Source organism: Streptomyces fragilis, assembly GCF_003112515.1.
In the GTDB taxonomy this organism is placed as follows: Bacteria; Actinomycetota; Actinomycetes; order Streptomycetales; family Streptomycetaceae; genus Streptomyces; species Streptomyces fragilis.
In genome coordinates this window covers 1,832,266-1,844,741 of record NZ_BEVZ01000002.1, presented here as the reverse complement: position 1 = coordinate 1,844,741, position 12,476 = coordinate 1,832,266, and the positions used below count along the sequence as shown (strand labels likewise).

The following is a 12,476-nucleotide window of genomic DNA, read 5'->3' as shown; positions in this document are numbered from 1 at the left end:
AGCCGCCGAACCGGGCCCGGGTGGTTCGGCCGCGGGATGAGCGCGAGGAGTGCGGGCCGCCGGGTTCAGGCCGCGGAACCCGGCCCGGGCGGTTCGGGCGCCGAGTGAGCCCGAGGGGTGCGGGCCGCCGGGTTCAGGCCGAAGAGCGCGACCCGGAGGAGCGGGGTCCGCCACCCGGCCGGCGGCCGGCCCGGGCGGCCCCCGGGGAGCGCACGGGTAGCGACCCCGGCTGCTCGCTCCCCGCGGCGTGGGCACGGCCCGCCGGTGCGGGCCGTCCGGCGGCGGGGACGGCGGCGGGAAGGGCGGGCACCATCACTGCGAGGCGGCGGCCGGCGCGGCGGCCCTCCAGGTGGAGCCGGCCGACGTTGACCCGGTCGCCGGCGAGCAGGGTGAGCACCGCCGCCCCGCCCGCCGCGTAGGTGGCCACGTAGCCGCCCGACCCGCGCACCAACAGCTCGCGGAAGTCCCCGCGCCCCGCGGCGTCGGAGAGCCGGGCGCCGACGCCCAGGGCGGCGGCGGTGAGCGCGGCCAGCCCCTCGGGCTCGGTGCCGGGCGGCGTCTCGTGGGCCAGCACCAGCCCGTCGGCGCTGGCCAGCAGCGCCCCGGTCAGTTCCGGCACCCGGGAGCGCAGCCCGCGCAGTTCCTCCCTGATCTCGGCCTCGTCGATCCCTGCGGCCCCGGTCATCGGCCCGCTCCCTTCGCCTCGCCCGTCAACGCCTTCGTCACCCACCGCGTCCTCAGCACCGCACGTGGTCACCCGCCGCGCCTCGCACCGCACGGGCCGTCGACCGCACGTCGTCACCCGCCGCGTCCTTCGCACCGCGCGGGCCGTGGTCCGCGCGACGCCGCACCGGCCGCCTCATCCGAGCACCAGTCGGTCGACGACCTCCGCCAGCCGGATCCGGGCCATCGCGAGGTTGCCCTCGGCCCGGTCGAGCCACAGGTGGAGGCAGACGCTGCCGTCGAAGGCGGTGGGGACGAAGCGCACCACGTGGTAGGCCGAGGCGGTGGTGACGATCACGTCCTCGACCGGCGGCTCCTGACCGGGCTCGCCCGGCGCCGGGCCGTCCCCGCCCTCCGCGCCCGCGGGGGCGAAGACGCGGTGCTCGGAGCTGAGCCGGGCGACCTCGGCGACCTCGGCGGCGGCCGCCTCCCGGTCCTTGCCGGGGGCTTCTCCGACGGCGCCCAGGGAGAGCCCGCTGATCCAGTCGACCAGTGCGGCGCCGCGTGCTCCCGGCTGCCGCATGATCTCCTGCAGGCTCTCGTCGATTCCGGGCACCCCGAATCCCCTCCCCCACCGCTCGGTGTCCGCGGACGCGACCAGACACTACGGAATGTGCCGACCCCCGTTCGGGGCTTTGGCATTTTCATTTGGAACATGCACGAATTGGGATCGCTTGGTTGTCGCGATCGATCACGGCTCGGCCGGGGCGTCCGGGTGGCGCCCGCAGACGGGGGGTGTCAGGCGACCCGCGCTGGATACGCGGTCCCCATGACTGACCCGACAGACGCGATGGACGGCAACGCCGACGGCCAGGGCTTCGGCGACGAGGTGTACCAGCCCCAGGACGGCCTCGAGGGCCGTGAGGACGACGGCATCCTGGACCCCGAGGACACCCTCAACGAGCGGGAGAGGGAGCCCTACGACGAGGGGTACTCGCCGCCCGAGCGGCCGCTGGGCGTGGACAGCCACGGCACCACGGCGCGCGAGCAGCGCGAGGGCGAGAGCCTCGACGAGCGCCTGGCCGAGGAGCGGCCCGACCCTGCGGCCGAGCCCCCGGTGAACGGCGACGGCGTGGGAGACCTGCCCGGCGGCGAGGGCGAGCCGCTGGACGACGAGGTCGGCGACGAGCGCGCCGGCCGGCTGGTGGCCCCGGACGAGGGGGCCCGCGAGGACGCCGAGAAGGACATGGTGGCCGAGGACGTGGGCATCAGCGGCGGCGCCGCCTCGGCGGAGGAGGCCGCGGTGCACCGCGTCCCGGACGAGGACGAGCGGTCGCTGTGACCTCCCGCTCCTCCCGCACGACGCTCACCGTCAACGGCCGGGAGCGCACCCTGACCGTCGACAACCGGCGCGTCCTGCTGGACCTGCTGCGCGAGGACCTGGACCTGACCGGAGCCAAGAAGGGCTGCGACCACGGCCAGTGCGGCGCCTGCACGGTACTGGTCGACGGGCGACGGATGAACAGCTGCCTGCTGCTCGCCGTCGCCCTCGAAGGCAGCGAGGTCACCACCGTGGAAGGGCTCGCCGGCCCGGACGGCGAGCCCCATCCGCTGCAGCGGGCGTTCCTCGAGCGGGACGCCTTCCAGTGCGGCTACTGCACCCCCGGCCAGCTGTGCTCGGCCGTGGGCGTGCTGGCCGAGGCGGCCGCCGGTCATCCCTCCGCGGTCACCGGCCCCGAGGCCGAGGCGGGTGAGCCGACGCCGCTGGGCGCGGCGGAGATCCGCGAGCGGATGAGCGGCAACCTGTGCCGCTGCGGGGCCTATCCGCGCATCGTCGAGGCCGTGGAGGACGTCGTCCCGTGAAGACCTTCGACTACGTCCGCGCCCGCACGGTCGAGGAGGCGACGGCCGCGTTCGCCGCCGCCCCGGGCGCCCGCTACCTGGGCGGCGGCACCAATCTGGTCGACCTGATGAAGCTGGGCGTGGAGCGTCCGACCGCCCTGGTGGACGTCTCCCGCCTTCCGCTGGACACGGTCGACGAGCTGCCGGACGGCTCCCTGCGCGTCGGCGCCACCGTCCGCAACAGCGACCTGGCCGCCCACCCGCTGGTGCGCGAGGGCTGGCCGGCCCTGTCCCGGGCACTCCTGTCGGGGGCCTCGGGCCAGTTGCGGAACGCCGCCACGACCGGCGGCAACCTCCTGCAGCGCACCCGCTGCCCCTACTTCCAGGACCTTTCCAAGCCGTGCAACAAGCGGGAGCCCGGCAGCGGCTGCGGAGCCCGGGAGGGCGTCCACCGCGACCACGCCGTGCTCGGTCACTCCCCGCACTGCGTGGCCACCCACCCCTCCGACATGGCGGTGGCCCTCGCCGCGCTGGACGCCCGCGTCGAGCTGACCGGACCCGCCGGGGATCGCGTGGTGGCGGCCGACGTCTTCCACCGGCTGCCCGGTGACCGCCCGGAACTGGACACCGAGATCCGCCCCGGCGAGCTGATCACCGCGGTGGTGCTGCCCGCCGCGACCCGCGGTCTGCCGTCGGCGTACCGCAAGGTGCGCGACCGTGCCTCCTACGCCTTCGCGCTGGCCTCCGCGGCGGTGGTGCTGCGTGTGGAGGGCGGGGTGGTGGCCCGGGTGGGCATCGCGCTGGGCGGTGTGGCGCACCGGCCGTGGCGGGCACGCCGGGCCGAGGAGGCGCTCACCGGCGCGGCGCCCTCCAGGGCCGCGTTCGAGCACGCGCTGGATCTCGAACTCTCGGCGGCCGAGCCGCTGCGGGACAACGGCTACAAGGTGCCGCTGGCCCGCTCCCTCACCGTCGACGTGCTCACCCGTCTCGCCGCCCGGTCCGCCGGCTGACCCGCCGGTCGCGACCCGCAGGTCAGCCGCGTCCGGCGTCACCGACGTCACGGCCGTCACCTGTCGTCACCGGCGCCTTCGACGTCACAGCCGTCGCCACCGTCACCGTCACCGCCGTCATCGCCGTCACCCGGAGGAGGAACCTCATGCCCGACGCCCCTGCCGCGCTCGGCACTCCCGTCGTCCGCAGGGAGGGCCTGGACAAGGTCACCGGCCGGGCCCGTTACGCCGTCGAGCACCGCCTGCCCGGCCTCGCCCACGCCTGGCCCGTCCCGGCCCGGGTGGCCTGCGGCCGGGTGGAGCGGGTCGACGCCTCCGCGGCGCTGGCCGTGCCCGGCGTGCTGGCGGTGCTCACCCACGAGAACGCGCCACGGCTCGCGGAGCCGGACGACCCGACGCTGGCGGTCCTCCAGGACGACCGGGTGCCGCACCGCGGCTGGGTCGTCGCCCTGGTGGTCGCCGAGACGCCGGAGGCCGCGCGTGAGGGCGCGGGTGCCGTGGACGTCGCGTACCTGCCGCTGGACCACGACGTGCTGCTGACGCCCGACCGCCCGGACGCGTACGTGCCCGAGAAGGCCAACGGCGGCCATCCGGGGCTGCGCGAGCACGGTGACCCGGACGGCGCGTACGCCTCCTCCCCCGTACGGGTGGACACCGCCTACCGGGTGCCGCCACTGCACAACCACCCGATGGAGCCGCACGCCTCCACGGCCCGCTGGACGGACGGCCGGCTGGAGGCGTACTGCTCCAGCCAGGGCACCACCACGGTCCGGCAGACGCTGGCCGCCATGTTCGAGGTGCCGGAGGAGTCCGTCACCGTGCGCGCCGAGCACGTCGGCGGCGGCTTCGGGTCGAAGGGCACGCCGCGCCCCGACGTGGTGCTGGCCGCCATGGCGGCGCTGCACACGGGACGGCCGGTCGCCCTGGCGCTCCCCCGCCGCGACCTGCCGGCCCTGGTGGGCCACCGCGCCACGACGCTGCACCGGGTGCGGCTGGGGGCCGGCGAGGACGGCCGGATCCGCTCGCTGGTCCACGAGGTGACCACCTACAGCTCGCGGGTGAAGGAGTTCGTCGAGCAGGCCGCCGTGCCGGGACGCACCATGTACACCGCGCCGCACAGCCGGACAGCGCACCGGGTGGCACGGCTGGACGTCCCCACCCCCTCGTGGATGCGCGCCCCCGGTGAGACGCCCGGCATGTACGCGCTGGAATCGGCGATGGACGAGCTGGCCGAGGCCCTGGGCATGGACCCGGTCGAGCTGCGGGTGGTCAACGACTGCGACGTCGAACCGGACACCGGCAAGCCGTTCAGCAGCCGTCACCTGGTGGAGTGCCTGCGGGAGGGCGCCCGCCGGTTCGGCTGGGAGGGGCGCGATCCCCGGCCGGGGAGGCGCCGGGCGGGGCAGGTGCTCACCGGCACCGGCGTGGCGTCGGCCACCTACCCGGTGCTGGTCTCCCCGAGCACGGCCACGGCCCGGGCGCTGCCGGACGGGACCTTCCTGGTGCGGGTGAACGCCACCGACATCGGCACCGGGGCGCGCACCGTGCTGGGCCAGGTGGCCGCCGACGCGCTGGGCGCGCCGGGCGACCGGGTGCGGATCGAGATCGGCGACAGCGACCTGCCCGCCGCGCCGCTGGCCGGGGGCTCGTCGGGCACGGCGTCCTGGGGCTGGGCGGTGCACGAGGCCTGCGTCCGGCTGGCACGCCGGCTCGCCGTGTACCAGGGCTCGCTGCCCCACGAAGGGCTCGAGGAGCACGCGGACACCACCGGTCTCGCCGACGCCGGGAGCGACCACGCCCGTCACGCCTTCGGGGCGCACTTCGCCGAGGTCGGCGTCGACACCGTCACCGGCGAGGTCCGGGTGAACCGTCTGCTGGGCGTGTACGCCGCCGGGCGCATCCTCAATCCGCGCACGGCGCGCTCGCAGTTCGTCGGCGGGATGGTGATGGGGCTCGGCATGGCCCTCACCGAGGGCTCCACCCTGGACCCGGCCTTCGGGGACTTCGCCGAGCGCGACCTGGCCGCCTACCACGTGCCGGTCAACGCGGACGTGCCCTCGGTGGAGGCCCACTGGATCGAGGAGGACGACCCGCACCTCAACCCGACCGGCGGCAAGGGCATCGGGGAGATCGGCGTGGTGGGCACGGCCGCCGCCGTCGGCAGCGCCTTCCACCATGCGACCGGCGTCCGGATGCGGGAGCTGCCGCTCACCCCCGACCGTGTGCTGGAGGCCCTGTCCGAGCAGGGGGCGGCCCACCACCGGGCGTGACCTCGGCCACGACGGGTGCCGTACGGGCCCGCCGTCGGGGAAGCTGAAGAGGAGGGTGACGCACGTGCGCCGCCCTCCTCGCTTGGGAGGTGTGCGGTGGACGAGCGGACGACGCTGGTGCTGGTCGCGGTCGCCGTGGTGGTCGCGGTGGTCCTGCTGGCGGTCGCGGTGCGGCTGCTGCTGCGGTTGGTGCGCACCCGCCGCGCGCTGCGGCAGGCCGGTCTGCCGACCGGCCCGAAGTGGGTGTTCTGGGGCGCGGTCGCCTATCTGGTGCTGCCGGCCGATCTGGTCCCCGACCCGGTGTACCTCGACGACATCGGCGCCCTGCTGCTGGCCCTGCGCAGCATGCGCGCGACGCTGCCCAAGGGCATGACGCTGCCGAGGCGCCCGCGCGGGGCCACGCCCGGCGGAGCGGGCGCTCCGGGCGGGGGCGCGGCTCCCGGCCTCGCTGCCGCGCCCCACCGGGACTGACCCCCGCGCCGCCCGTCGCACACGCACGGCGCGAAGCCCCCCGGCCCGTCCGCCGGGGGGCTTCGCTCTGCGCTCGGGGCAGGGGCCGGGTCAGCGGGTGACCACGAACCGCTCGTTGGGCACGCAGTGGGTCATGGTGAGGCCCTGGACGTCGCGCGGCGGGTTGTTCCCGAGGTTGCGCAGCCGCTCCTTGTCCTCGTCGGTGAGGTCCTGGCTCTCCAGCGGTTGCAGGTGGGCGACGTCCTTCGCGCCGATCCCCAGGCCGTCGCCGACCCGGGTGCCGAAGTCGTTCTCGACGAGCAGGAAGTGCCAGACCATGCGCTCCTGGACCGGGCGGTCGCACTGGGAGAGCAGGTCGATCATGTTCTTGACCAGGTCGTCCCGCTCCCACTCCTCCAGCAGGCAGTAGCGCTGGCCGGCCTGCAGGTAGTCGTTGGTGCGCGGGATGCGCTTGCGGGTGAGGCGTCCGCTGATCTCCGGCCCCTGTTCGTCGTGGGTCGGGTAGTGCGCCTCACGCAGTCCGCCCAGGATGGACGGCTCGTAGTTGACGATCGGGTTACCGCCCCCGCCGTCGACGTGGTACGTCATCTGGCCGTCGCGCTGGTTGGTGCGCACCAGTCCGTGGTCGGGCTGGTTGACCGGGAGCTGCAGGTAGTTGGGGCCCACCCGGTAGCGCTGGGTGTCGCTGTAGGAGAAGGTGCGGCCCACCAGCATCTTGTCGTCGGAGAAGTCCAGGCCGTCCACCAGCACGCCGGTGCCGAAGGCGATCTGCTCGGACTCGGCGAAGAAGTCCTCCGGACAGCGGTCGAGCACCATGCGGCCCACCGCCTTGGGCGGGAACTCCTGCTCGGGCCAGGTCTTGGTGTCGTCCAGCGGGTCGAAGTCCAGCTCCGGGTGCTCGTGGTCGTCCATCATCTGCACGAGCAGTTCCCACTCCGGGTACTCGCCGCGCTGGATCGCGCCGTAGAGGTCCGCCGTCGCGTGGCCGACGTCCTGCGCCTGCAGGTTGGCGGCGTCCTCCTCGGTCATGCTCCTGACGCCCTGCTTGGGCATCCAGTGGTACTTCACCAGCTTGGTCTCGCCCTGCTGGTTGACCCACTTGTAGGTGTTGACGCCGAAGCCCTGCTGGTGCCGGTAGTCCGCCGGGATGCCGCGCGGGCTGAACAGGTTGACCAGCATGTGCATGGACTCCGGGGTCTGCGACATGAAGTCGAAGATGCGGCGCGGCTGCTGGACGAAGGTGACCGGGTCCGGCTTGAGGGCGTGGATGACGTCCGGGAACTTGATGGCGTCCCGGATGAAGAAGACGCCCAGGTTGTTGCCGACGAGGTCCCAGTTGCCGTCCTCGGTGTAGAACTTCACCGCGAAGCCGCGGGGGTCGCGGTTGCACTCCGAGGAGTCGCGCCCGCCGATCACCGTGGAGAAGCGGCAGGCGACCCTGGTCCGCCTGCCCTTCTCCTGGAACAGCTTCGCCCGGGTGTACCGGTCGACGGGCTCGTCGCCCCACGCGCCGTACGCCTCGAAGTATCCGAAGGCGGTCGCCCCGCGGGCGTGTACCACCCGCTCCGGGATGCGCTCGCGGTCGAAGTGGCTGATCTTCTCCAGGAACTGGTAGTTCTCCAGCGTGGCGGGTCCCCGCGCGCCCACGGTGCGCTGGTTCTGGTTGTCGTAGACGAAGTGTCCCTGCCGGTTGGTCAGGATTTCCCTGTCGTCACCCTGTGCGGGACCCTTGCTGGATACGTCCGTCATGCGGGGATGCTCCTTCGGCCGGCTCGTCGCGCTCACGCACCGTGAGCGGGCGCGCGACACGCAGTTATGGGGCTTTCACGGTTTTAGCACCTTTTGCCCTCACCGGCGAACGGGGCGCCCGGGACACGAGGGGCTTCCGGAGACCGCTGCCGCGGCCCCTCCCCCGCCTTGCCGTCGATCATCCGATGACCGTTTCGTAGGCATAGGTGAGGTTTTCCGGGGGTACGCGTGTGCCTATCGGCGAGCCGAGGGAGAGACCCATGTCGACTGCACAGCCCGACGAGTCCCGTGCCTCCTTCGAGGGGGTCACTCCGGACGGGAAGCTCCATGCCCGACCCGACTCCGAGGTGACCCCCGAGGATCTTGTCCTGGCCACGGGACGCGACGTCACGCCGGACACCCTGAAGTGGGCCGAGCGCAAGCTGGCCTCCGAGGGATCCGCGGCGCTCGAGAAACTGCTGCCCTAGCCCGGCCGGGGCGACCGTTCCTCTCCGCCCCTTCCCCCCTCCTTCCCTTCCTCCACCGGGGGCGGCTTCGGCCGCCCCCGGTGTTGCGCGTGCCCGCACCCCGTCCGCCCCGGCGCCGGACGCTTGCCTTGACGTCGGCGTCAAGCCGTACCGTCGTCGGCATGCGAATCGGCGAGCTGGCCGCTGAGGCCGGGACCACCACCCGCACCCTGCGGTACTACGAGTCGCGCGGACTGCTGTCGGCGCGGCGGGACGGCAACGGGCACCGCACCTACGACGAGCACGACCTGGCGCAGGTGCGGCAGATCAGGATGCTGCAGAACTTCGGTTTCGGCCTGGAGGAGACGCGGCCCTTCGTGGAGTGCCTGCGCGCGGGCCACGCGGAGGGCGACTCCTGCCCCGCGTCGCAGCTGGTCTACCGGCGCAAGCTCGACGAGCTCGACTCGATGATCGAGCAGCTGCGGGGGGTCCGGGAGAAGGTCTCCCGGCAGCTGGCCCGGGCCGAGCGGGCGCGTGAGGGTCTGGCCGCCGAGGCGCTGGTTCCGGGGGGCCCGGAGCCCGTCTGCGAACTGGGAGGACGAGGATGATCAGGGCGAAGGGCGTGGCCGAGGTGTCGGACGCCGATTTCACGGCGGAGGTGCTCGGGGCGCGGCTGCCGGTGCTGGTGGAGTTCACCGCCGACTGGTGCCCGCCGTGCCGGCAGATGGCCCCGGTGCTGACCGCGCTGGCCGCGGAGCAGGGCGAGCGGCTGAAGGTGGTGCAGCTGGACGTGGACACCAGCCCGGAGACGACGAACCGGTACAGCGTGCTGTCCATGCCGACCTTCATGCTCTTCCGCGGGGGCGAACCGCTGCGCTCCATGGTGGGCGCGCGGCCCAAGCGGCGCCTGCTGGCCGAGGTGGAGGAGGCACTGTAGGCGACGAGCCGGGGGGATCCGGACCGTGCGGCCCAGGCGGCCGGGGGGTTCGGACGGTGCGGCCCTGGCGGCCCGCGGGCGCGCGCCGGGAAATGCGGGTGACGTGCGACGACGCGCCCGAGAGAATGGGCGCCACGCGGCTCGGGACCCTTCGTCCGCGGCACGACCAGGGGGAGGCGGCCACCATGACCGCGCATGCGAACGTCCTGCTGTCCGGGGTCGTCGGTTCCACGGCGTACGGTCTCGCCCACGCGGGTTCGGACGTGGACAGGCTCGGTGTCTTCGCCGTCCCCACCGTGGAGCTGCACGGGCTGCGGCGGCCGAAGGAGTCGCACGTCACCACCGCACCCGACCGCACGCTGCACGAGGCGGCCAAGTGGTGCCGGCTGGCCCTCTCCGGCAACCCCACCGCGATGGAGCTGGTGTGGCTGCCGGAGGAGCTGTACGAGGTGCGCACCCCGCTGGGGGACGAACTGGTCGCCCTCCGCGGCTGCTTCCTCAGCGCCGGGCGGGTGCGTGACGCCTATCTCGGCTACGCCGTCCAGCAGTTCCGGCGGCTGGAGCGGCGGGGCGACGGCGCCTTCTCGGCCGATCTACGCAAGCGCACCGCCAAGCACGCGCGCCACCTGAAACGGCTCTGCGCGCAGGGCCTGGAGCTGTACACGACCGGCTCACTGACCCTGCGGGTGGACGATCCGCAGGAGTTCCACGACTTCGGCGCCCGGGTCGCGGCCGACCCCTCGGCCGCGGAACCCCTGCTGCGCCGGTACGAGACCGCCTTCGCCGAGGCCCGCAGCGTCCTGCCGGAAACCCCGGACGAGGGTCCCGTGGAGGCCTGGCTGCACCGGGTCCGCGCGCACTTCTTCGAAGCCGCGGAACAGGGCTGGCCGGCCGCGGCGCCCCCGACGGACTGACGAGGGGACCGCGGCGCCCCTTCGGAGCGGGGCCCGGTCACGGGCTCAGGACGCCTCCTCGTCGCGGGCGGTGCGGGAGGCCAGGCGTTCGTAGCGCTGCCGCGCCGCCTGCTGGGTGCCCAGACCGAGCCCGAACGCGATCTCCTGCCAGGTCATGCCCCGGCCGCGGGCCATCTGCAGGAGGCCGGTCTCGAGCTCGTCCAGCTCACCCCGCACCAGCGGGAGAAGGGTGAGCGCGGCGGTGATGTCGGCCTTGTCGACCTCGGGTTCGCCGTCCTCCAGCCGGGCGGCGCCGCTGAGCAGGAACGCCACCGTGCGCACCGCCTCGTGCGGCGCGGGGAGCATCGGGTTGGTCTGCCGACGGCGCTGCTCCTCGGTCGCGGCGTGCCGCTCGGCGATGCGGAAGAGGGCGCCGGGGGCGCGCCGCGCCCGCTCCTCCTCGGGGTCGGGCGGCTGGAAGGGATCGGTGACGGGCTGCTCAGGCGTTTCGGGCATGCCCCTAACATTGGCATGACATTCCTCGTTGTCAACGCTTCGTTGTGAACAGATTGTTCACGCATCACCCTCCACCCGGGTTCGGCGCTGCTGCTGCCGGCTCCTGCGGAAGGGGGCACGGACGGGTGAGCAGCTGGCGTCAGCCGGCGGGCGGGAGGAACTCCGGGCGGTCGAGGACCCGCAGCCAGCTGCCGTCGGGCTGGCGGCGGACGACCTGCGCGCGGGCCCCGGCGCCGTCCTTGGGCGGGGTCGCGGTGAGGGCGACGCCGTCGGCGACCAGCGTCGGCAGCGGCTCCTCCGGCTCGAAACGGGGGCGGGACGCCAGCACCTTCTCCCAGAGCGCGCGGATGGCCTCCCGGCCGACGGTGGTGGAGCCGGGCGGGTAGGCCATCACCGCGTTCTCCTCGTAGAGCGCGGCCACCCCGGCGGCGTCGCCCGCGTTGGACCTCTCGACGAAGAGGCGGGTGATGTCCTCCGGACGCATGGCCTTCCCCCGATCGGCGCGGTGGTCGGCGTCGGTGGTCATGTCGTTCCTTCCTGTCGGGACGGAGGCGGGTCTCCGTCGCTTCACCTCCAGCCTCTGCCGGGCATCGCCAGAAGTCCAACAGATGGTCCTGCTGGCTACTAGAATCAGGAGTCATGGAACTGCGTCAGCTCGAGTACTTCGTCGCGGTCGCCGAGGAGCGCAACTTCACGCGGGCGGCCGAGCGGGTGCACATCAGTCAGTCCGGGGTGAGCGCCCAGGTCCGGCAACTCGAGCGGGAGCTCGGCGCGGAGCTGTTCGACCGGTCGGCCCGCGTCGCGACCCTCACCGTGGCGGGGAAGGCGGCCCTGGAGCACGCCCGGGCGGCGCTGTCCGCGGCCGACGCGGTCCGGCGGAGCGTGGACGAGGTGACGGGGCTGCTGCGCGGGCATGTCTCGGTCGGCATGGTCGTGGGGTGCACGGTGCTGCCGCTGTTCGAGGCGCTGGCCGCCTTCCACGGGGCGCACCCCGGTGTGGAGCTCTCCTTGACGGAGGACAACTCCGACCGGCTGGTGGAGGCCGTGCGCGGCGGCGCCCTCGATCTGGCGCTGGTCGGGACGGCCGCCCCGCCGGAGGGGGTCGGTTCGGTGACCGTGGTGAGCGAGCCGCTGGTCGCGGCCGTGGCCCCCGGGCATCCGCTGGCGGGCCGCGGGCGCGTCCTGCTGCGCGAGGTGTGTGCCCACCCCCTGGTGTGCATGCCGGCGGGCACCGGGCTGCGCACGGTCTTCGACCGGGCCTGCGCCGATCAGGGGCTGCGGCCCGGTATCGCCCTGGAGGCCAGCGCGGCCGGCGCGGTGGCGGACCTCGCCGCCCGCGGGCTCGGGGTGGCGATCCTCAGCGAGTCCATGGTCGCGGGCCACGCCGACCGGCTGACCGCCGTCGCCCTGCGGGACGTCGAGGACCCCGCGCTGCTCGCGCTGGTCTGGCGGGACGGGGTGCCCGCGGTCCCGGCGCTGCTGCGGCGGATGCGGCAGGCGTTCGGCGTGGCCGGGTGAACGGGTGCCCGCGCGAGGGTGCCGGGTGCCGCGTCGCCGGGTGAACGGCCGCCCGCCTGATCGGTGCCGGGTGCCGCATCGGCGGGTGAGCGGGTCGGCGCGGCCCGCCGGGCGGGTGACCGCGGGAGCGCGCGCGGTCCTCCTGGTGCTGCCGAGCCGAA

16 protein-coding genes are annotated in these 12,476 nt (G+C 74.3%); 10 read left to right on the top strand and 6 right to left on the bottom strand.

The window, feature by feature from the left end; translation table 11 throughout:
* Window positions 1-133 precede the first annotated feature (133 nt).
* Together Sfr03f_RS09820 and Sfr03f_RS09815 are read right to left on the bottom strand one after the other, a co-directional pair.
* The gene (locus tag Sfr03f_RS09820) at window positions 134-685 is read right to left on the bottom strand and encodes a roadblock/LC7 domain-containing protein (RefSeq protein WP_108953253.1); all 552 of its coding nucleotides are present in this window, start codon (window positions 683-685) and stop codon (window positions 134-136) included.
* A 174-nt stretch (window positions 686-859) separates the two neighbouring features.
* A complete protein-coding gene (locus Sfr03f_RS09815; RefSeq protein WP_108953252.1) occupies window positions 860-1,279 on the bottom strand; it encodes a hypothetical protein in 420 nt (139 codons plus the stop codon).
* Between the two features lie 213 nt (window positions 1,280-1,492).
* Between Sfr03f_RS09815 and Sfr03f_RS09810 the strand changes: the two genes are divergently transcribed.
* From Sfr03f_RS09810 to Sfr03f_RS09800, 3 genes are read left to right on the top strand one after another with little or no spacing between them, the layout of a single operon-like run.
* Window positions 1,493-2,005 (top strand): DUF5709 domain-containing protein, encoded by a 513-nt coding sequence (locus Sfr03f_RS09810; protein WP_372514424.1) that lies wholly within the window; start codon window positions 1,493-1,495, stop codon window positions 2,003-2,005.
* The gene (locus tag Sfr03f_RS09805) at window positions 2,002-2,526 is read left to right on the top strand and encodes a 2Fe-2S iron-sulfur cluster-binding protein (protein ID WP_108953250.1); all 525 of its coding nucleotides are present in this window, start codon (window positions 2,002-2,004) and stop codon (window positions 2,524-2,526) included. Before Sfr03f_RS09810 ends, Sfr03f_RS09805 begins: the two co-directional genes overlap by 4 nt.
* Window positions 2,523-3,515 carry an FAD binding domain-containing protein gene (locus Sfr03f_RS09800; protein ID WP_108953249.1) on the top strand — a complete coding sequence of 331 codons (993 nt, stop codon included), beginning with the start codon at window positions 2,523-2,525 and terminating at the stop codon, window positions 3,513-3,515. Before Sfr03f_RS09805 ends, Sfr03f_RS09800 begins: the two co-directional genes overlap by 4 nt.
* A gap of 22 nt (window positions 3,516-3,537) precedes the next feature.
* Here Sfr03f_RS09800 and Sfr03f_RS31520 read toward each other — a convergent pair whose 3' ends face one another.
* Window positions 3,538-3,663, bottom strand: coding sequence for a hypothetical protein (locus Sfr03f_RS31520; protein WP_281262829.1), 126 nt, complete (start codon window positions 3,661-3,663; stop codon window positions 3,538-3,540).
* On the opposite strand from Sfr03f_RS31520, the gene Sfr03f_RS09795 reads away from it, so the two are divergent.
* Window positions 3,662-5,785: a xanthine dehydrogenase family protein molybdopterin-binding subunit gene (locus tag Sfr03f_RS09795; RefSeq protein WP_108953248.1), complete on the top strand. Its 2,124-nt coding sequence runs from the start codon at window positions 3,662-3,664 to the stop codon at window positions 5,783-5,785. The genes Sfr03f_RS31520 and Sfr03f_RS09795 overlap by 2 nt on opposite strands.
* A gap of 120 nt (window positions 5,786-5,905) precedes the next feature.
* The gene (locus tag Sfr03f_RS09790) at window positions 5,906-6,256 is read left to right on the top strand and encodes a YkvA family protein (RefSeq protein WP_290429950.1); all 351 of its coding nucleotides are present in this window, start codon (window positions 5,906-5,908) and stop codon (window positions 6,254-6,256) included.
* 90 nt (window positions 6,257-6,346) lie between these two features.
* Here Sfr03f_RS09790 and Sfr03f_RS09785 read toward each other — a convergent pair whose 3' ends face one another.
* The gene (locus Sfr03f_RS09785; RefSeq protein WP_108953246.1) at window positions 6,347-8,005 is read right to left on the bottom strand and encodes a catalase; all 1,659 of its coding nucleotides are present in this window, start codon (window positions 8,003-8,005) and stop codon (window positions 6,347-6,349) included.
* 260 nt (window positions 8,006-8,265) lie between these two features.
* On the opposite strand from Sfr03f_RS09785, the gene Sfr03f_RS09780 reads away from it, so the two are divergent.
* The 4 genes from Sfr03f_RS09780 to Sfr03f_RS09765 all read left to right on the top strand — a co-directional run bounded on the left by Sfr03f_RS09780 (window position 8,266) and on the right by Sfr03f_RS09765 (window position 10,302).
* Window positions 8,266-8,472 (top strand): hypothetical protein, encoded by a 207-nt coding sequence (locus Sfr03f_RS09780; protein WP_108953245.1) that lies wholly within the window; start codon window positions 8,266-8,268, stop codon window positions 8,470-8,472.
* 161 nt (window positions 8,473-8,633) lie between these two features.
* Window positions 8,634-9,059, top strand: a complete 426-nt coding sequence (locus Sfr03f_RS09775) for a MerR family transcriptional regulator (protein ID WP_108953244.1) — start codon at window positions 8,634-8,636, stop codon at window positions 9,057-9,059.
* On the top strand, window positions 9,056-9,388 hold the full coding sequence (locus Sfr03f_RS09770; protein ID WP_108953243.1) for a thioredoxin family protein: 333 nt from the start codon (window positions 9,056-9,058) through the stop codon (window positions 9,386-9,388). The genes Sfr03f_RS09775 and Sfr03f_RS09770 overlap by 4 nt, the downstream gene beginning before the upstream one ends.
* Window positions 9,389-9,573: 185 nt before the next feature.
* Window positions 9,574-10,302, top strand: coding sequence for a nucleotidyltransferase domain-containing protein (locus Sfr03f_RS09765; protein ID WP_108953572.1), 729 nt, complete (start codon window positions 9,574-9,576; stop codon window positions 10,300-10,302).
* A 45-nt stretch (window positions 10,303-10,347) separates the two neighbouring features.
* On the opposite strand, the gene Sfr03f_RS09760 is transcribed toward Sfr03f_RS09765, so the two are convergent.
* Window positions 10,348-10,797: a DNA-binding protein gene (locus tag Sfr03f_RS09760; RefSeq protein WP_108953242.1), complete on the bottom strand. Its 450-nt coding sequence runs from the start codon at window positions 10,795-10,797 to the stop codon at window positions 10,348-10,350.
* A 139-nt stretch (window positions 10,798-10,936) separates the two neighbouring features.
* Entirely contained in the window at window positions 10,937-11,323 is a 387-nt protein-coding gene (locus tag Sfr03f_RS09755; protein WP_108953241.1) for a YybH family protein, read from the bottom strand.
* A gap of 113 nt (window positions 11,324-11,436) precedes the next feature.
* Between Sfr03f_RS09755 and Sfr03f_RS09750 the strand changes: the two genes are divergently transcribed.
* A complete protein-coding gene (locus tag Sfr03f_RS09750; RefSeq protein ID WP_108953240.1) occupies window positions 11,437-12,315 on the top strand; it encodes a LysR family transcriptional regulator in 879 nt (292 codons plus the stop codon).
* Window positions 12,316-12,476: the final 161 nt, after the last annotated feature.

Excerpts from the sequence above, each read along its gene's own strand:
- Sfr03f_RS09820 (WP_108953253.1), bottom strand. The coding sequence starts at position 685 with ATGACCGGGGCCGCAGGGATCGACGAGGCCGAGATCAGGGAGGAACTG.
- Sfr03f_RS09775 (WP_108953244.1), top strand. The coding sequence starts at position 8,634 with ATGCGAATCGGCGAGCTGGCCGCTGAGGCCGGGACCACCACCCGCACC.
- Sfr03f_RS09770 (WP_108953243.1), top strand. The coding sequence starts at position 9,056 with ATGATCAGGGCGAAGGGCGTGGCCGAGGTGTCGGACGCCGATTTCACG.
- Sfr03f_RS09750 (WP_108953240.1), top strand. The coding sequence starts at position 11,437 with ATGGAACTGCGTCAGCTCGAGTACTTCGTCGCGGTCGCCGAGGAGCGC.
- Sfr03f_RS09780 (WP_108953245.1), top strand. The coding sequence starts at position 8,266 with ATGTCGACTGCACAGCCCGACGAGTCCCGTGCCTCCTTCGAGGGGGTC.
- Sfr03f_RS31520 (WP_281262829.1), bottom strand. The coding sequence starts at position 3,663 with ATGAGGTTCCTCCTCCGGGTGACGGCGATGACGGCGGTGACGGTGACG.
- Sfr03f_RS09810 (WP_372514424.1), top strand. The coding sequence starts at position 1,493 with ATGACTGACCCGACAGACGCGATGGACGGCAACGCCGACGGCCAGGGC.
- Sfr03f_RS09760 (WP_108953242.1), bottom strand. The coding sequence starts at position 10,797 with ATGCCCGAAACGCCTGAGCAGCCCGTCACCGATCCCTTCCAGCCGCCC.
- Sfr03f_RS09755 (WP_108953241.1), bottom strand. The coding sequence starts at position 11,323 with ATGACCACCGACGCCGACCACCGCGCCGATCGGGGGAAGGCCATGCGT.
- Sfr03f_RS09795 (WP_108953248.1), top strand. The coding sequence starts at position 3,662 with ATGCCCGACGCCCCTGCCGCGCTCGGCACTCCCGTCGTCCGCAGGGAG.
- Sfr03f_RS09785 (WP_108953246.1), bottom strand. The coding sequence starts at position 8,005 with ATGACGGACGTATCCAGCAAGGGTCCCGCACAGGGTGACGACAGGGAA.
- Sfr03f_RS09765 (WP_108953572.1), top strand. The coding sequence starts at position 9,574 with ATGACCGCGCATGCGAACGTCCTGCTGTCCGGGGTCGTCGGTTCCACG.